Below are 17,162 nucleotides of genomic sequence, written 5' to 3' on the forward strand. Positions count from 1 at the left end.
TTTCACCTCGAAGAATGATACGGACAATTGCATGCGCAAAATGTACCGGGCAACGTTCGGGGGAAAAACCGCTGTCGCGGAACTTCACTATTTCTCTGTGGGTAACAATCCATTGAGCTGTGCCGATTTTCCGGCAAATAGCTCCGTCAACCAGTCGATAAACACCCTGACTTTGGGGGCCAGATAACGTCTGTCGGGATAGAGCACCGAGATAGGTTTGGTCACGGTGGTGTAGTCAGCAAGCACTTCAACCAGCCTGCCGGCCTGGAGATGCGGGGCCAGAACGGCATGAATCCCCTGTAACATTCCCAGCCCGGAAAGGCCGCACGAGAGCAGGATATCGGAATTATCGACCAGCATGGTTCTGGCCGGACGGTGGATCACGGGGGTGCCGTCTTTGACAAAACGCCAGTCCATCACCGCGCGACTGTGGCCCGAAAAGAACATCACGGCTTTATGTCCGGCCAGATCGTCTGGCGTCTCTGGCACGCCGTATTGTTCCAGATAGGCAGGGGCGGCGCAGGTGACCAGACGTGCGTCGCCAAGGCGGCGTGAGATCAGCGTCGAATCCTGCAGTTCCCCCATACGGATCACGCAGTCAATGCCTTCCGCTACCATGTCGACACGGTGGTCGGAAGAGGTCAGCTCCAGCTCGATGTCAGGATACTTTTCCTGAAACGCTGACAGGGCCGGGATCAGCACGGCATGTGCCAGCGACAGGGGCGTATCCACGCGCAGGCGGCCTCGCGGCGGTCGCGTGGGCGAGAACGAGGCCAGCACATCATCCACCTCATGCAGCACGGCTTTCGCGCGTTGTAAGAACACTTCACCTTCGGATGTCAGGCTGATTTTGCGGGTGGTGCGGTGCAGTAATTTACTGCCAAGCTCATCTTCCAGCTGCTGCAGGGCTTTGGTGACGGCAGGGCGGTGAAGATGCAGGACATCCGCCGCCCGGGCAAAGCTGCCCTGTTCAGCCACTTCAACAAATATGCTCATTAACTCAAACATTCTGGCGCGCATCTTTCTCAGCCTTCCGCGTGGGATTATTACTTTATTGATAACAGTGTAATACGAAAACGCCGCTTTTTACTGCATCACCAAATACTTATGCTGAGATCACTCCAGTCAACAAGGTGATGATATGTCGTTATTCCATAACTACCAGGCGCCAATGGTCAACCGCAAAAAAGTGGGGGATACGATCATAACCCTGCTGAGCGATGGCTATCTGGATGCCTCATTTGAACTGCTATCCGGCATAACCGGTTCACAGGCGGAAGCGGTACTGCAACGACGCGGGGCGTCGGTGCTGCCCCGGATGAACATTAACGTCTACGTCATTCAGAACGGCAGGCAGACTATTCTGGTCGACAGTGGGGCGGGAAACTTCAAAGGCTGGGGTGGGCGTCTGCCTGTGGCGCTGGCAGCGGCGGGTATCGATCCGTTGCAAATCGATACGATCCTGCTGACCCACGCGCACCCTGACCACATAGGCGGCCTGGCGGGCCCGTTGCAAACCCCTCACTTCCGCAACGTGGAACGGCTGTTTGTTCATCAGGATGAACTGGCTTTCTGGCGCAACCAAACCCTGCAGGCCAGCGCCCCGGATGGCTTCAAGCCCGCCTTTGTTCTGGCACAAAATGCGTTTGCAGCATACGAGCAGAAGCTGGTGCCGTTCTCTCACGAGGATATTCTGCCTGGCATCCAGGCCGTGGCGCTGCCGGGGCACACGCCTGGCCACAGCGGCTATGTTGTCGGAAACGAGAGGGAATCGCTGCTCATCTGGGGCGATATTGTCCATTTCCCGCATATCCAGGTGGAACACCCGGAGGTGACCATCGCCTTCGATAGCGACGCGGCCGCGGCGGCCTTCACCCGCAAGCGCCTGCTGGAACGGGTGGCCAGCGATAACCTCAGCGTTTCAGGCATGCACTTCAACGCGCCCGTCACCGCAACGGTGAAGCGTGGCCCTGAGCAACAGTTCGCCTTACATTATGATGGATGGTCTCCGGCAGTATAAATCCTCCCGCCTTTCGACCGCAGAATCACCCGTCCCCCCATTCACAGGGCACTACACTGATCTACATACCTGCACGCGCTCACCCAGCGCGTGATTGTCATGTCCATTAAATAAGGATGCATCATGATCCGGCCCATTCCTCTCGAGCGTTATCGCAACATCGGTATCTCCGCGCATATTGATGCCGGGAAAACCACCACTACCGAGCGCATCCTGTTTTATACCGGGGTGAGCCACAAGATGGGGGAGGTCCACGATGGCGCGGCAATCACCGACTGGATGGCACAGGAGCAGGAGCGGGGCATTACCATCACCTCGGCGGCGGTGAGCTGCTTCTGGTCGGGGATGGATCGCGGTTTTGAGCCGCATCGAATCAACATCATCGACACCCCCGGGCATGTCGATTTTACCATCGAGGTGGAGCGCTCCATGCGGGTGCTGGACGGGGCGGTGATGGTCTACGACTCGGTGGGCGGGGTGCAGCCGCAGTCGGAAACTGTCTGGCGGCAGGCCAATAAGTACCGGGTGCCGCGCATCGCCTTCGTCAATAAGATGGACCGTCCGGGGGCCGATTTTTTCCACGTGGTGCAGATGATGGTTGACCGGCTGAAAGCCCACCCGGTGCCGATTGTGATCCCCATCGGGGCCGAAGATCATTTCACCGGGGTGGTCGACCTCATCCACATGCGGGCGATTATCTGGGATGACGCCACCCAGGGAATGACCTTCAATTATGCCCCGGTGCCGGAGGATCTCGAGGCCACCGCCCAAACCTGGCGGGATAAAATGGTCTCGGCGGCGGCGGAGGCCAGCGACGACCTGATGGATAAATACCTCGAAAGCAACGATCTCGATGAGGCGGAAATCATCCGCGGCCTGCGCAAACGCACAGTGGCCGGGGAGATCCAGCCGATGCTCTGCGGCAGCGCCTTCAAAAATAAAGGGGTGCAGCGGATGCTGGATGCGGTGATTGAGCTGATGCCGTCGCCCCTCGACGTGCCCGCCATCGACGGGGTGGATGAAAAAGGCCAGCACGCCGAGCGTCACCCCAACGATGACGAACCCTTCTCAGCGCTGGCGTTCAAACTGATGTCCGACCCCTACGTCGGCCAGTTGACCTTTATCCGCGTCTACTCCGGGGTGCTGAAAAAAGGCGATGCGGTGTTCAACCCGGTGAAGGGCAAGAAAGAGCGCATCGGGCGCATCGTGCTGATGCATGCCAACGACCGGCACGACGTCGAGGAGCTGCGCACCGGGGATATCGCCGCCTGCGTCGGGCTGAAGGATGTGACGACCGGCGACACCCTGACCGATCCCAACGCGGTGATCACCCTCGAGCGGATGGAGTTCCCGGACCCGGTGATCTCCCTCTCCATCGAGCCGAAAACCAAAGCCGACCAGGAGAAAATGGGCATCGCGCTGCACCGGCTGGCGGCGGAAGATCCCTCCTTCCACCTGCATACCGATGAAGAGTCCGGCCAGACGATTATCTCCGGGATGGGCGAGCTGCATCTGGAGATCATCGTCGACCGCATGCGGCGCGAGTTCGGCGTCGAGGCCAATATTGGCCGTCCTCAGGTCACCTACCGGGAGACCATTCGCAAAGCGGTGAACGACATCGAGGGCAAGTTTGTTCGCCAGTCCGGCGGGAAAGGGCAGTACGGCCACGTGGTGCTGAGCCTCGAGCCACAGGCGCCGGGCAGCGGATTTGCCTTTGTCGATGCCACCAAAGGTGGGGTGGTGCCGCGGGAGTACATTCCGTCGGTGGAGAAAGGGCTGCGGGAAGCGATGAACAGCGGCGTGCTGGCGGGCTACCCGGTGGTCGATATCAAAGCGACCCTGACCTTTGGCTCTTATCACGAGGTCGACTCCTCGGAGATGGCCTTCCGCATGGCGGCCATCTTCGGCTTTAAGGACGCGGCGCGCAAGGCCGACCCGGTGATCCTCGAGCCGATGATGCACGTCGAGGTCGAAACCCCGGAAGAGTATGCCGGAAATATTATGGGCGATCTCTCCTCCCGGCGCGGGCTGGTGCAGGGGATGGAGGAGCAGTTCGGCAGCCAGATTATCCGCGCCGACGTGCCGCTGGCGGAGATGTTCGGTTACGCCACCACGCTGCGCTCCATGTCCCAGGGGCGGGCGACCTACAGCATGGAGTTCCACCATTACGCCGAGGCCCCGCGTATCGTGGCCGATGAGATCATCGCCGGGCGGTCGAAAAAGTAGATCCGGACCAACCATGAAGCGTCTGCATTATGCTCTCGCCTCACTCATGGCACCCCTTACCCTGCTGGGGTGTGTGGTGATGTCCGGTACCAGCCGGACTGACTTTACCGCAACGAAGCAGGCGGATTTAGTTTTTATCGGCCTGCCTGCGCCGCTGAACTGGTTTGTGGCCGGGATGCAGGGCACCACCTTTCCGGTCTCAAGCACCCTGTCTCTCACCGCCGCCCACGTCGCGGTGCCGTTGCTCAAGCCCATCAGGGCCGAACATCCCACCTGCGACGTGGCGGTGATAGCCGATAACAACCGCGGCAAGATCGTGCATCAGCTGGCCTGGGCCAGGGTCGGGCGCAACGTCACCCTGTTCGGCTACAGCGCCATCAACAGCCTGCCTAAATCCAGCAGGGGCAAGATCGACGGTTTCGTGAAGCGCGACGGCTGCTACTACGGCATCATCACCGGGGCGGGGGCGGTATCAGGGATGTCCGGCGGACCGGTGATCGACAGCCTGACCGGGGAGACGGTGGGAATTATCACTAACGTCATCCCCGGTAAAGGGGCGGTGGTCTTCGTGGCAGTGCAGGATTTTACCAACGTGCTGGATCGGCTGCGGATCCCTTATAAGACCTACTGACCCGGCGCTTTCACCTGCTTCCCGCTGGTCACAAAAGTCCCGGCCCCCAGGTGGTGCAGGGTATTGCGCTTATCGTCGTCAAACTGCCATCGTCCGGCGATAAACGCCCGCTCATCCGCCGCAGCAGAGACCACTTCGCCAAACAGGGTGTCATATTTTTCCGCCGCCGAGGTGGCGGGCAGCAGACGGCACTCCATCCACGCCAGGCACTTCTCCTCGATCACCGGCAGCCCCAGCACCGGGCCGTCGATGGCCGGAATGCCGTAGCAGTTGAACTTATCCTCATCCCGACCGCTGACGCTGCCCACCGCGTAGGTCCAGTTGGTCGCCGCCACGCCGGGGATAACGATCCCGAACCGGCCGCTGCGCTCAATCAGCTCCCGCGACCAGGCGCTTTTATCCACCACGATGGCGATCCGCGGCGGTTCGAACTCCACCGGCATCGACCAGGCCGCGGCCATCACGTTGCGGCGGTCGATTGTCTCGTCGCGGCTGGTGATTAAGACGGTAGGGCCGTGATTCAACAGGCGGCTGGCGTGCTTTAACTCAACGGGGCGGAAGTGGCTCATGGATTTTCCTCATAAATAGCGTCAGAGCATTAAACGGCTGAAAGCCATTGGAAATCAATACGCAATAAATGCTTCATGGTTTAGTCACATAAGCGGCCTACAGTGGCGAGCATCAAATCCCAAAGAGGATAACAATATGCTCACTTCCATCACGCTCAAAGGCGTCTCGTACGCTTTTGGCGCGAATACCGTTTTGAATCAAATCGATCTGCATATCGAGCCGGGTAGCGTGGTTGCGCTGCTGGGGCCGTCGGGCTGCGGGAAAAGCACCCTGTTGCGCCTGCTGGCGGGGCTAACCCAGCCCGCACAGGGGGAACTCCATTTTGGCGATCGCCTGGTGGCGAAAACCGGATGGGCCTTGCCGCCGGAAGCCCGTGACATCGGCATGGTGTTCCAGGACTACGCCCTCTGGCCGCACATGACCGTGGCACAGAATGTGATGTTCCCGCTGAAGATGCGTCATATCCCGCGTCAGGAACGCGACAGCCGTGTCGCCCAGGCCCTGGCTCGCGTCGGCTTAAGCGAGTTTGCCCACCGCAAGCCCGCAGGGCTCTCCGGCGGGCAGCAACAGCGCGTGGCCCTGGCCCGGGCGATTGTCGCCGAGCCGCGGGTGCTGCTGTTTGACGAGCCGCTCTCCAACCTCGACAGCGAACTGCGTGGAACCTTGTGTCACGAGATGGCCACGCTGCTGCGCCAACTCGGCACCACCGCCGTCTATGTTACCCACGACCGCCGGGAGGCTGAAATCCTGGCCGATCGCATCGTGCATTTGTCTGCTGGCAGCGTCGCTGCCGATCGTTTGATTACATCCTCAGGGGAGTTCGCATGAAAGCTGCAATGTCCGTTAAAAAGGGAGTCCTGTTAGCCATGGCGTTATCGTCCGTAATGATGTCCAGCGCCCACGCGCTGACCGTCTACACCGCAGGGCCGGGGTCGCTGGCTAAAAGCCTCGCCAGCGGCTTTGAAAAGAAAACCGGCGTGAAGGTGGATATCTTCCAGGCGACCACCGGCAAAGTGATGGCCCGTCTCGAAGCGGAACAGGCGAATCCGCAGGCCGATATTCTGATCTCCGCCTCCTGGGATACGGCGGAAGATCTGCACAACCGCGGCTGGCTGCTGCCGTACCAGAGCGCCAATGCGGCAAATGTGCCCGCAGACCTGAAATCCGAGGACTATGTGGCGCAGGGCGTGTCGGCGTTAGGCATCGTCTGGAACACCAAAAGCGGCACCCCGGAGCCGAAAGAGTGGCGCGATCTGACCACCGACGCCTTCAAAGACAAAGTCACCACCCCGGACCCGGCGCTGTCCGGCGCGTCGCTCGATCTGCTGATCGGGCTGCAAAACGGCATGGGCGACAAGGCCTGGACCCTGTTTGATGCGCTGAAAAAGAACGGCATGGTGGTCAGCGGCCCGAACGCCCAGGCGGTGACCCCAGTGATGCAGGGAGCGAAAGCGGCGGTGTTTGGCGCGGTGGACTATGTCTCTTATGGCAACATCAGCCAGGGGGAATCCCTGAAGGTGATCTTCCCGGCCAGCGGCACGGTGATTGCCCCGCGCCCGATGATGATCCTCAAATCCACCCAGCATGCGGAGGAGGCCAAAGCCTTCGTCGATTACGTTCTGTCGCCAGAAGGTCAGGCAATGGTGGCCGATGCCTGGCTGATGCCGGCCCGCGAAGACGTGCAGGCGAAGCGTCCGCTGCTTAACGATCTGAAAATCCTGCCGACAAAAAGCGATGGTTCCAGCGAACGCAGCGATATCCTCAAGCGTTTCCACACGCTCTTCACCTTATAATCAGGCGACGGGGGCAACCCCGTCTTCAGGACTGCTTTGTGAATCCTAAATTCTTGTCGGTGACGACGCTGGCGCTACTGGTGATCCTGGTGGCGTTTCCGCTCATGTTTATTTTGCTGCAGGCAGTGTTTCCGCAGTTCAGCGCCGGGATCTTCTCCGGGGCCTTCAGCGGCGTGGCGACGCTGCTGGCCGAGCCGCAGCTGCCCACTATGCTGGGTGGTACCTTGCAGGTTGCCGTCGGCGTGGCGCTGATCAGCGCCCTGATTGGCTTTCCCCTCGGCGTGGCGCGCGGGCTGCTTAACCTGCCGCTGCCCCGGCTGTGGGATCTGCTGTTTCTGATCCCGTTTTTAACCCCGCCCTATATCGCCGCGCTGTCGTGGATGCTGGTGCTGCAAACGAACGGCTATCTGCAACAGCTCACTGGCCTTAACCTCAATAATTTGCTGTTCAGCCAGACCGGGATGGTGCTGGTGATGGCCCTGAATATCTTCCCGGTGGTCTATTTCGCGGTGTCGCGCAGCCTGCTGGCGAGCGGGCAGCGTCTGGCGCGGGTGGCGCAGGTCCACGGAGCCTCACCCGGACGGGCCTTCTGGCATATCACTTTGCCGATGCTGTCACCCTCGCTGGCGGCGGGGATGCTGCTGGCCTTCACCCTGGCGATTGAGGAGTATGGCGTGCCCGCGGCGCTCGGCACCCGCGCCGGGGTGCTGATGCTGACCACCGATATCGAAAAAAAACTCGCTGAATGGCCGATTGATTTGTCCGGCGCGTCGATGCTCTCGGTGGTGCTGGTGACTATCGCCCTCAGCGCCTGGTGGCTACAGAAAAAGCTGACCGGCAATCAGGATGTGACCAGCATTACCGGCAAGCCGACGGAGAACATGGGCGCGGATGCCGGCGGCTTTATCCTGCCGGTGGTGGTGCTGCTGGCGCTGACCGGGTTTATTGCGGTGATCCTGCCGGGCGCTTCCATGGCGTTGTCCGGGGTGCTGGGAACCCTGTCGGGTGGGGTGACGCTCGCCAATCTGACCGGCTCCCACTATGCGGCGCTGTTCAGCCAGCAGGGGGATGCCCTGGCGGCGCTGGGCACCAGCCTGTCGCTGGCCCTGGGCGCGGCCTGCATCACCGGGTTGCTCGGCCTGCTGGTCGCCTGGCTGGTGGTGGTGCAAAAGATCAAAGGCCACGGACTGCTGGATGCGCTGTCGCTGATGCCCGCCGCTCTGCCCGGCGTGGTGGTTGGGGTGGGGCTGATCCTGCTGTGGAACCAGCCGTTCTGGCCGGTCTCACCCTATAACAGCTGGGCGATCCTGCTGCTTTCCTATTGTTGCCTGCTGCTGCCGTGGCCGGTGCGCTATGTCGGCAGCGCGCTGCGCCAGCTCGGCGGTAATCTGGAGCCTGCCGCGCGGGTGCATGGTGCGTCGGCGCTGCAGGCGTTGCGCTTTATCGTTCTGCCGCTGGTCTCCCCGGCGATGCTGGCGGCGATGCTGATGGTGTTTGCCATCGCCTCGCGCGAGCTGGTCACCTCGCTGCTGCTGGCCCCGGCGGGAACGCAAACCGTGTCGGTGTTTATCTGGCGGCAGTTCGAGCAGGGATCCGTCGGGCAGGGGATGGCGATGGCGACCCTGACGCTGCTCACCGGGCTGGTGTTAATGCTGACGGCGCTGGGGATCATGCAACGCACGGCGCGCGGGTAAAAAGCACTTTTGCGACAGTGGGCGGATCAAAATAGTTTATAAACAAGGAAGAACTGTAAAAGGAAACTGACTATGACCCCGTTTTTGACCGCGTATTTCGCCCGCACCGGCTGGCAGCAGCCGGTTGCTGTGGATATCGACACCCTGCGGGCGCTGCATCTGCAGCACAACAGCGCCATTCCTTTTGAAAATATCGATGTGGTACTGCCCCGGGAGATCCAGCTCGACGATCAATCCCTGGTCGATAAGCTGGTCACCGCCCGGCGCGGGGGCTACTGCTTTGAGCAGAACGGCCTGTTCGAGCGGGCGCTGCGTGAGGTGGGGTTTAACGTCCGCAGCCTGCTGGGCCGGGTGGTGCTGGCAAATCCGCCCCACATGCCGCCACGCACCCATCGCCTGCTGCTGGTGGAGCTGAACGGCGAACGCTGGATCGCCGATGTCGGCTTTGGCGGGCAGACGCTGACCGCGCCGATTCGTCTAATCGCCGAGGAGGAGCAGGCGACGCCGCACGGGGTCTACCGGCTGATTAACGACGGCCAGGACTGGGTGCTTCAGTTCCGGCATCACGATCACTGGCAGTCGATGTATCACTTCGATCTCGCGGCGCAATATCAAACCGATTACGTGATGGGCAACTTCTGGTCTGCACACTGGCCGCAGTCCCATTTCCGTCATCATCTGCTGATGTGTCGGCATCTGCCGGACGGCGGCAAACTGACCCTCACCAACCTGCACTTTACCCACTGGCAGGACGGGCACGTGGTTGAGCAGATTAATCTGCCGGATGCGGAGGCGCTTTATCAGCTGATGCAGACGCGATTCGGGCTGGGCGTAGACGATCCTAAGCACGGTTTTTCACTGGCAGAACTGACGGCGGTAATGGCCGGGTTTGAAACCCATCCGCAGGCGGGGAAATAGGGCGCAACGCCGGGCGGCGCTTGCGCTTGCCCGGCCTACGTGCCGCAGTTTTTGTAGGACGGGTAAGGCGCAGCCGCCACCCGGCGTTGTTGTGCGGCCTGATCCCCTCACTCCGGCCCTCTACCACAGGGCTGAGGGATCCCCAGTAATTCCTTTGCATTTAAAACAATGAAATAATTACATAATCATAAATGACTTACAGCGGCTCCCTTGTCCGGCTGAAAATCGCCGAAGCGTTTCCGTAAGGCCGGGGCGAGGCGCAGGGACGCGCCGAGAGGGCATAGCCGCACGGATGCAGGCTGGTGCCCGACCCGAAAGCCTGAAGGAATAAGCTGAGGTCACCGCGAAGCGGCGATTTTCTTTGCCGGGAGCGGGATTGTGAAGGGGGCGGCGGCGAGCCCCCTTCGCACGTTCACGGGTGACGCGGTTGACAGAGAAGTGCAGAACGTAAGGTGAACGGAACCACCACCTCAGTCGCATGTTCCCCCTCACCCCAGCCCTCTCCCTGAATGGAGAGGGGGCCGATCGTGCCAATATTTTTGTAGAGATTCCCCCGCACACAGTTGTGCGGTCTGATGCCCTCACCCTGGCCCTCTCCCACAGGGAGAGGGAACCAACTTTACCTTCTGGCTCTCACCAGCTGATAGCGCCGGGTGATGTATTCGAACGGCGCGCTCCAGACGTGCACCAGGCGGGTGAAGGGGAAGATCAGGAAGATAGTCATCCCCAGCACCAGATGGACGCGGAAAATAATGGCTACGCCGGTCAGCATCTCGGACGATCCCCCCTGGAAGGTAAAGATCCCCTGGGCCCAGCCGACCAGCTTCAGCATTTCGCTGCCGTCCGGGTATTGCGCCGAGAACGGAATGGTCGTCAGGCCGAGCACGCACTGGGTTAACAGAATGCTCATGATGATGATATCCGGGGTGGTGGAGGTGGCGCGCACCCGCTGATTGAACAGGCGACGATACAACAGCATTGCGCCGCCAATCAGGGTCAGTACGCCGCAAATCCCCCCGGCAATCATCGCCAGCTGCTGTTTAACCGCCATCGGCAGGAACCAGGCGTACATCCAGTGCGGGGTTAACATCCCGAACAGATGGCCGAAGAAAATCCCCAGAATGCCGATGTGGAACAGGTTAGAGCCCCAGTTCATGCCGCGCTTGCTCAGCAGCTGGCTGGAGGAGGCGCGCCAGGTGTACTGGCCGTAGTCATACCGCAGCCAGCTGCCGAGGAAAAAGACCGCGGCGCAGATGTACGGATAAATGTCGAAGAAAAAGACGTTCAGATGGTGTGTCATTTTGGGCCTCCGGCACTGACGTCTACGTACTGCGGCGCGACGTCCTGGCTAAAGCGTCGTTGATATTGCTGCATCGGCGAGCTGTCGCAGGCCGTCGCGTTATCCTCGATAAACTTCACCTGCTCCTCTTCCCAGACCGCATCCAGCGCCTGGCGGGTGTCGTCCCGTTTTTCACCCGCCACCTGCTGCGTGACACTGTCACTGGAAAGCGTGCTGCCCGCGAATCTTAGCAGGGCGTCAAACAGCTGATAGTGCGCCACCTCGCGCTGTTTCAGCCGCCCGCCAATCAGGGCCAGGATCGGCGCGACGTTCTGCAACCCCTCCCGGGCCTGCGTCTCAGGCAGAATGCTTAAATACTCCAGATAGAGCGGCAGATAGTCCGGCAGCTCGCGGCAGTCGAGCTGTAGCCCGGCCTGCTCGTACTGGTTCATCAGGTCGACCATCGCCTGACCGCGATCGCGGGATTCGGCATGCACATGTTCGAACAGCAGCAGCGAGGTGGCGCGCCCGCGCTCGAACACCTCACACCACTCGGCCTGCCGGTCGAGCAGCGGGGCGTTGAGATAGTGCTGCGCAAAGGGCAGCAGCCCCGGCGCATCCTGCTTCACCAGGGCGATTGCCTCATCACGACTCTCCCACAGCGCCTCGTCAGGATACTCAATCAGCAGGGCGATAATTTTGAGGATCTGCATTACTCTCCCTCCCCGTGTTCACGCACCTCGGTAATGTTGATGGCGTCGATGCGGCTGCTGTTAAACAGGTTGAATTTGGTGTCGGAGCCGTGGCAGCCGTCGCCGAAGGTAAAGCCGCAGCCGTTTTTCTCCGGGAAGGCGTCGCGGGCCATTTCCCGGTGGCTGGTGGGGATCACGAAGCGGTCTTCGTAGTTGGCGATGGCGAGATAGCGGTACATCTCCTCCACCTGCTCGACGCTGAGGCCCACTTCCTCAATGGCGCGGGTATCGGTCACGCCTTCCACGGTCTGGGAGCGTTTGTAGTGGCGCATCGCCATCATGCGTTTGAGGGCGCGCAGCACCGGGCCGGTATCGCCCGCGCTGAGCATGTTCGCCAGATACTGCACCGGAATACGCAGGCTTTCCACCGCCGGGAGGATGCTGTCGGTCTGCGGCAGACCCCCGGCATCAGCGTAAGACTGGATCGGCGACAGCGGCGGCACGTACCAGACCATCGGCAGGGTGCGGTATTCCGGGTGCAGCGGCAGGGCCAGCTTCCAGTCCATCGCCATTTTGTAAACCGGGGAGCGCTGGGCCGCGTCGATGACGTTCTGCGGAATACCTTGCTTCACCGCCTCTTCAATAATGGCCGGATCGTGCGGGTTCAGGAACACGTCGCACTGACGCTCATAGAGATCGGTTTCGTGCTCGGTGCTGGCGGCCTCTTCGATACGGTCTGCGTCATACAGCAGCACGCCGAGGTAGCGGATGCGCCCGACGCAGGTTTCCGAGCAGACGGTCGGCTGGCCGGATTCGATCCGCGGATAGCAGAAAATACATTTTTCCGACTTGCCGCTCTTCCAGTTGAAGTAGATTTTTTTGTACGGACAGCCGCTGATGCACAGCCGCCAGCCGCGGCATTTGTCCTGGTCGATCAACACGATGCCGTCCTCTTCGCGCTTGTAGATCGCCCCGCTCGGGCAGGTCGCCGCGCAGCTCGGGTTCAGGCAGTGCTCGCACAGGCGCGGAAGATACATCATGAAGGTGTTTTCGAACTGGCCGTACATCTCCTTCTGCATCCTGTCGAAGTTACGGTCCCGGGCGCGCTTCTCGAACTCGCCGCCGAGCAGCTCCTCCCAGTTCGGCCCCCACTTAATTTTGTCCATCCGCTTGCCGTCAATCAGCGAGCGCGGGCGGGCGGTAGGCAGGTGATTGCCCTCCGGGGCGCGGTGCAGATCCTGATAGTCGAAGGTGAAAGGTTCGTAGTAGTCGTCAATCTGCGGCATCTGCGGGTTGGCGAAGATTTTTGACAGCACCCCCAGCTTGCCGCCGAGGCGCGGCGTCAGCTTGCCGGTAATGCCGCGGATCCAGCCGCCTTGCCACTCCTCCTGATCCTCCCAGTTTTTCGGATAGCCGATGCCCGGCTTGGTTTCGACGTTGTTAAACCAGGCGTACTCCATGCCTTCGCGCCCGGTCCAGACGTTTTTGCAGGTCACCGAGCAGGTGTGACACCCGATGCATTTATCGAGATTGAGTACCATGCCAACCTGTGAGCGTATTTTCATTTTTTCGCCTCCTGAACCTGATCCCGACCTTCGCCATCCAGCCAGTTAATGTTTTTCATCTTGCGGATCATGATGAACTCGTCGCGGTTAGAGCCGACGGTGCCGTAGTAGTTGAAGCCGTAGGCCAGCTGGGCGTAGCCGCCTATCATGTGGGTTGGTTTCGGGCAGATGCGGGTCACCGAGTTATGAATGCCGCCGCGCCGCCCGGTCACTTCGGATCCCGGAATGTTCAGAATGCGCTCCTGGGCGTGGTACATCATGGTCATCCCCGGCGGCACGCGCTGGCTGACCACCGCCCGGGCGGTGAGGGCGCCGTTGGCGTTGAAGCACTCGATCCAGTCGTTATCCTCAATGCCCAGCTCGCGGGCGTCGGTTTCGCTGATCCAGACAATCGGCCCTCCGCGCGACAGGGTCTGCATCAGCAGGTTTTCGCTGTAGGTGGAGTGGATGCCCCACTTCTGGTGCGGGGTCAGGAAGTTCAGTGCCTTCTCCGGGAAGCCGTTCGGCGGGATCTCGCGCATATGGGTCACGCTGCGGGTATCAATCGGCGGACGATAGGCCACCAGGCTCTCGCCGAAGGCGCGCATCCACTGATGATCCTGATACAGCTGCTGGCGGCCCGAGAGGGTGCGCCACGGGATCAGCTCATGGACGTTGGTGTACCCGGCGTTGTAGGAGACGTGCTCGCTCTCAATGCCGGACCAGGTGGGGCTGGAGATGATTTTGCGCGGCTGGGCCTGAATATCGCGGAAACGGATCTTCTCGTCCTCCTTGTTCAGCGCCAGATGGGTATGCTCGCGGCCGGTGAACTCGGCCAGCGCCTCCCAGGCTTTGACCGCCACCTGGCCGTTGGTTTCCGGGGCGAGGGCGAGGATCACCTCCGAAGCGTCAATGGCCGTCTCAATGCGCGGGCGGCCTTTCGCCGGGCCGTCGAGCTTGACGTAGTTGAGCTTGCCGAGGAAATCGACCTCGTCCTGGGTGTTCCACGAGATGCCTTTCCCGCCGTTGCCGAGCTTGTCCAGCAGCGGCCCGAGGGCGGTAAAGCGCTCATAGGTTTCCGGGTAGTTACGCTCCACTACGGCGATATTCGGCGCGGTTTTGCCGGGGATCAAATCGCATTCGCCTTTGCGCCAGTCGGCGATGTCGAACGGCTGGGCCAGCTCTGCCGGGGAGTCGTGCTGCAACGGTTGCAACACCACGTCGGTTTCGCTGCCCAGATGCCCGACGCAGACCTCCGAGAAGACTTTGGCGATGCCCTTGTAGATCTCCCAGTCGCTGCGGGATTCCCACGCCGGATCCACCGCGGCGGAGAGCGGATGAATAAACGGATGCATATCCGAGGTATTCATATCGTCTTTTTCATACCAGGTGGCGGTGGGCAGGACGATATCCGAGAACAGGCAGGTGCTGGACATGCGGAAATCCAGCGTGACCAGCAGATCCAGCTTGCCCTCGATGGCGGCGGTCTGCCACTCCACCTCTTCCGGCTTGACGTCATCCGTCGAGCCGAGGTCATCGCCCTGAATGCCGCTCTCGGTGCCGAGCAGGTACTTGAGCATGTATTCGTGCCCCTTGCCGGAGGAGCCAAGCAGGTTCGAGCGCCAGACGAACAGGTTGCGCGGGTGGTTATTGCCGCTGTCCGGCTGCTCGCAGGCCATGCGGATATCGCCGGATCGCAGCGCCTGGGCGGTGTACTCCTGCGGCGACATGCCGACGGCATCCGCCTGGGCCTTGATGTGCAGCGGGTTGAGGTTGAGCTGCGGCGCGGACGGCAGCCAGCCCATGCGCTCGGCGCGGACGTTAAAGTCGATCAGATGCCCGGTGAACTTAGAGGCGTCCGCCAGCGGGGAGAGCAGCTCCTGGGCGGTCAGTTTTTCATAGCGCCACTGGCTGGCATGATTGTAGAAGAACGAGGTGCTGTTCATCTGGCGCGGCGGACGGTTCCAGTCGAGGGCAAAGGCCAGCGGCAGCCAGCCGGTCTGCGGGCGCAGCTTCTCCTGGCCAACATAATGCGACCAGCCGCCGCCGCTTTTGCCCACGCAGCCGCAGAACACCAGCATGTTGATCATCCCCCGGTAGTTCATGTCCATGTGATACCAGTGGTTCACCCCGGCCCCGAGAATGATCATCGACCGGCCGTGGGTTTTATTTGCCGTATCGGCGAACTCCCGGGCGATTTGCTCGATATGACGACGCGGCACGCCGGTGATCTGCTCCCCCCAGGCCGGGGTGTAGGCTTTGATCTCAGCGTAATCTTTCGCGGCGTGAACATCCTCCAGCCCGCGGTCGAGGCCGTAGTTGGCCAGCACCAGATCGTAGACGCTGGCGACGTGCAACTGGCGACCGTCGGCGAGGGGCAGGATTTTTACCGGCAGCTGGCGGACCAGCACCGGCTCCTGCTTCACGCTGCGGAAGTGCGGGTTTTCATTGCCGCCAAAGTAGGGGAAGGCCACCCCGGCGACGCTGTCGCGGGTGCCCAGCAGGGAGAGGGCCAGCTCGGTCTCCTGGCCTGCCGCCTGCGGTTCGAGGTTCCATTTGCCTTTTTCACCCCAGCGGAAGCCGATAGAGCCGTTGGGCACCACCAGATCGCCCGTGGCGGTGAAGGCGACGGTTTTCCACTCCGGGTTATTGGCTTCGCCCAGACCGTCGGCGAGATCCGAGGCGCGCAGCATCCGCCCCGGCACGTAGCTGCCGTCCTCGTGCGGATCGAGCATCACCAGCATCGGCATGTCGGTATAGCGACGGCAGTAGTTGAGGAAATAGTCGCTCGGGTTATCGAGGTGGAACTCTTTCAGGATCACATGGCCCATCGCCATGGCTAAGGCGCTGTCGGTGCCCTGTTTGGGTGCCAGCCACTGGTCGCTGAGCTTCGCCACTTCCGAAAAATCGGGGGTGATGGCGATGGTTTTGGTCCCTTTGTAGCGCACTTCGGTAAAAAAGTGGGCGTCCGGGGTACGGGTCTGCGGCACGTTGGAGCCCCAGGCGATGATATAGCTCGAGTTATACCAGTCGGCAGACTCCGGCACGTCGGTCTGCTCGCCCCAGGTCATCGGCGAGGCGGGCGGCAGATCGCAGTACCAGTCGTAGAAGCTGAGGCAGGTACCGCCCAGCAGGGAGAGATAGCGGGTGCCCGCGGCGTAGGAGACCATCGACATCGCCGGGATCGGCGAGAAGCCCGCCACCCGGTCCGGGCCGTAGTGTTTGATGGTCCAGACGTTGGCGGCGGCGATAAGCTGGTTCAGCTCTTTCCAGTTCGAGCGGATAAACCCGCCGTGACCGCGGGCCTGCCTGTAGCTCTGGCTTTTTTGCGGGTCATTCTGGATGGCGTTCCAGGCCAGCACCGGATCGCTGTGCTGGGCCAGCGCCTCGCGCCACAGCTCGATCAGCTTGCGGCGCACCAGAGGGTACTTCAGGCGGTTGGCGCTGTAGAGATACCAGGAGTAGCTGGCCCCGCGCGGACAGCCGCGCGGCTCGTGGTTCGGCAGGTCGGGGCGGGTGCGGGGGTAGTCGGTCTGCTGGGTTTCCCAGGTCACCAGGCCATTCTTGACGTAGATTTTCCAGCTACAGGAGCCGGTGCAGTTCACGCCGTGGGTGGATCGCACGATTTTGTCGAACTGCCATCGCTGGCGATAGCTGTCCTCCCAGTCGCGGTTGGTGTGCATCACCTGACCGTGACCGTCGGCGAAGGTCTCGCCTTTAAGTTTGAAATAACGAAAGCGATCCAACAATTTACTCATGACGTTTCTCCTGACGGGGCGACTCCCGCCCCGTGGT

The 17,162-nt window shown here is 61.2% G+C and carries 13 protein-coding genes; 7 read left to right on the forward strand and 6 right to left on the reverse strand.

Going from position 1 to position 17,162, the window contains the following annotated elements:
* Positions 1–87 precede the first annotated feature (87 nt).
* On the reverse strand, positions 88–1,020 hold the full coding sequence (locus V7Q49_RS04650; RefSeq protein WP_333849567.1) for a LysR family transcriptional regulator: 933 nt from the start codon (positions 1,018–1,020) through the stop codon (positions 88–90).
* A 121-nt stretch (positions 1,021–1,141) separates the two neighbouring features.
* Between V7Q49_RS04650 and V7Q49_RS04655 the strand changes: the two genes are divergently transcribed.
* The 3 genes from V7Q49_RS04655 (at position 1,142) to V7Q49_RS04665 (ending at position 4,877) form a co-directional block, all read left to right on the forward strand.
* Positions 1,142–2,020 carry an MBL fold metallo-hydrolase gene (locus tag V7Q49_RS04655; RefSeq protein WP_333849568.1) on the forward strand — a complete coding sequence of 293 codons (879 nt, stop codon included), beginning with the start codon at positions 1,142–1,144 and terminating at the stop codon, positions 2,018–2,020.
* A 123-nt stretch (positions 2,021–2,143) separates the two neighbouring features.
* Complete coding sequence (gene fusA, locus V7Q49_RS04660; RefSeq protein WP_333849569.1) at positions 2,144–4,246, forward strand: elongation factor G; 2,103 nt, start codon at positions 2,144–2,146, stop codon at positions 4,244–4,246.
* 13 nt (positions 4,247–4,259) lie between these two features.
* A complete protein-coding gene (locus tag V7Q49_RS04665) occupies positions 4,260–4,877 on the forward strand; it encodes a hypothetical protein (protein ID WP_333849570.1) in 618 nt (205 codons plus the stop codon).
* Here the strand turns inward: V7Q49_RS04665 and V7Q49_RS04670 are convergent.
* Positions 4,871–5,446 (reverse strand): flavin reductase family protein, encoded by a 576-nt coding sequence (locus tag V7Q49_RS04670; RefSeq protein WP_333849571.1) that lies wholly within the window; start codon positions 5,444–5,446, stop codon positions 4,871–4,873. The genes V7Q49_RS04665 and V7Q49_RS04670 overlap by 7 nt on opposite strands.
* 136 nt (positions 5,447–5,582) lie before the next feature.
* Between V7Q49_RS04670 and V7Q49_RS04675 the strand changes: the two genes are divergently transcribed.
* The 4 genes from V7Q49_RS04675 (at position 5,583) to nhoA (ending at position 9,852) form a co-directional block, all read left to right on the forward strand.
* Positions 5,583–6,275, forward strand: coding sequence for an ABC transporter ATP-binding protein (locus V7Q49_RS04675; RefSeq protein ID WP_333849572.1), 693 nt, complete (start codon positions 5,583–5,585; stop codon positions 6,273–6,275).
* Positions 6,272–7,240, forward strand: coding sequence for an ABC transporter substrate-binding protein (locus V7Q49_RS04680; RefSeq protein ID WP_333849573.1), 969 nt, complete (start codon positions 6,272–6,274; stop codon positions 7,238–7,240). Before V7Q49_RS04675 ends, V7Q49_RS04680 begins: the two co-directional genes overlap by 4 nt.
* 104 nt (positions 7,241–7,344) lie before the next feature.
* Positions 7,345–8,934: an ABC transporter permease gene (locus V7Q49_RS04685; RefSeq protein WP_442913059.1), complete on the forward strand. Its 1,590-nt coding sequence runs from the start codon at positions 7,345–7,347 to the stop codon at positions 8,932–8,934.
* Positions 8,935–9,006: 72 nt separating this feature from the next.
* A complete protein-coding gene (gene nhoA / locus V7Q49_RS04690; protein WP_333849575.1) occupies positions 9,007–9,852 on the forward strand; it encodes an N-hydroxyarylamine O-acetyltransferase in 846 nt (281 codons plus the stop codon).
* 619 nt (positions 9,853–10,471) lie between these two features.
* Here the strand turns inward: nhoA and narI are convergent.
* Genes narI through V7Q49_RS04710 form a run of 4 tightly spaced genes read right to left on the reverse strand, consistent with a single transcriptional unit; the run spans position 10,472 to position 17,125 of the window.
* Complete coding sequence (narI, locus tag V7Q49_RS04695) at positions 10,472–11,152, reverse strand: respiratory nitrate reductase subunit gamma (RefSeq protein ID WP_333849576.1); 681 nt, start codon at positions 11,150–11,152, stop codon at positions 10,472–10,474.
* Positions 11,149–11,844: a nitrate reductase molybdenum cofactor assembly chaperone gene (gene narW, locus V7Q49_RS04700; protein WP_333849577.1), complete on the reverse strand. Its 696-nt coding sequence runs from the start codon at positions 11,842–11,844 to the stop codon at positions 11,149–11,151. Before narW ends, narI begins: the two co-directional genes overlap by 4 nt.
* Positions 11,844–13,388, reverse strand: coding sequence for a nitrate reductase subunit beta (gene narH / locus V7Q49_RS04705; protein WP_333849578.1), 1,545 nt, complete (start codon positions 13,386–13,388; stop codon positions 11,844–11,846). Before narH ends, narW begins: the two co-directional genes overlap by 1 nt.
* Positions 13,385–17,125, reverse strand: a complete 3,741-nt coding sequence (locus V7Q49_RS04710) for a nitrate reductase subunit alpha (RefSeq protein WP_333849579.1) — start codon at positions 17,123–17,125, stop codon at positions 13,385–13,387. The genes narH and V7Q49_RS04710 overlap by 4 nt, the downstream gene beginning before the upstream one ends.
* Positions 17,126–17,162 lie beyond the last annotated feature (37 nt).

The sequence above is a fragment of the Leclercia sp. genome (assembly GCF_036780805.1).
Taxonomy (GTDB): domain Bacteria; phylum Pseudomonadota; class Gammaproteobacteria; order Enterobacterales; family Enterobacteriaceae; genus Enterobacter.

What these genes read in the sequence shown, in the direction of transcription:
- narH (WP_333849578.1), bottom strand. Translation starts at nt 13,388, where the DNA reads ATGAAAATACGCTCACAGGTTGGCATGGTACTCAATCTCGATAAATGC.
- V7Q49_RS04685 (WP_442913059.1), top strand. Translation starts at nt 7,345, where the DNA reads ATGTTTATTTTGCTGCAGGCAGTGTTTCCGCAGTTCAGCGCCGGGATC.
- narI (WP_333849576.1), bottom strand. Translation starts at nt 11,152, where the DNA reads ATGACACACCATCTGAACGTCTTTTTCTTCGACATTTATCCGTACATC.
- narW (WP_333849577.1), bottom strand. Translation starts at nt 11,844, where the DNA reads ATGCAGATCCTCAAAATTATCGCCCTGCTGATTGAGTATCCTGACGAG.
- V7Q49_RS04710 (WP_333849579.1), bottom strand. Translation starts at nt 17,125, where the DNA reads ATGAGTAAATTGTTGGATCGCTTTCGTTATTTCAAACTTAAAGGCGAG.
- nhoA (WP_333849575.1), top strand. Translation starts at nt 9,007, where the DNA reads ATGACCCCGTTTTTGACCGCGTATTTCGCCCGCACCGGCTGGCAGCAG.
- V7Q49_RS04655 (WP_333849568.1), top strand. Translation starts at nt 1,142, where the DNA reads ATGTCGTTATTCCATAACTACCAGGCGCCAATGGTCAACCGCAAAAAA.
- V7Q49_RS04680 (WP_333849573.1), top strand. Translation starts at nt 6,272, where the DNA reads ATGAAAGCTGCAATGTCCGTTAAAAAGGGAGTCCTGTTAGCCATGGCG.
- V7Q49_RS04675 (WP_333849572.1), top strand. Translation starts at nt 5,583, where the DNA reads ATGCTCACTTCCATCACGCTCAAAGGCGTCTCGTACGCTTTTGGCGCG.
- fusA (WP_333849569.1), top strand. Translation starts at nt 2,144, where the DNA reads ATGATCCGGCCCATTCCTCTCGAGCGTTATCGCAACATCGGTATCTCC.
- V7Q49_RS04670 (WP_333849571.1), bottom strand. Translation starts at nt 5,446, where the DNA reads ATGAGCCACTTCCGCCCCGTTGAGTTAAAGCACGCCAGCCGCCTGTTG.
- V7Q49_RS04665 (WP_333849570.1), top strand. Translation starts at nt 4,260, where the DNA reads ATGAAGCGTCTGCATTATGCTCTCGCCTCACTCATGGCACCCCTTACC.
- V7Q49_RS04650 (WP_333849567.1), bottom strand. Translation starts at nt 1,020, where the DNA reads ATGCGCGCCAGAATGTTTGAGTTAATGAGCATATTTGTTGAAGTGGCT.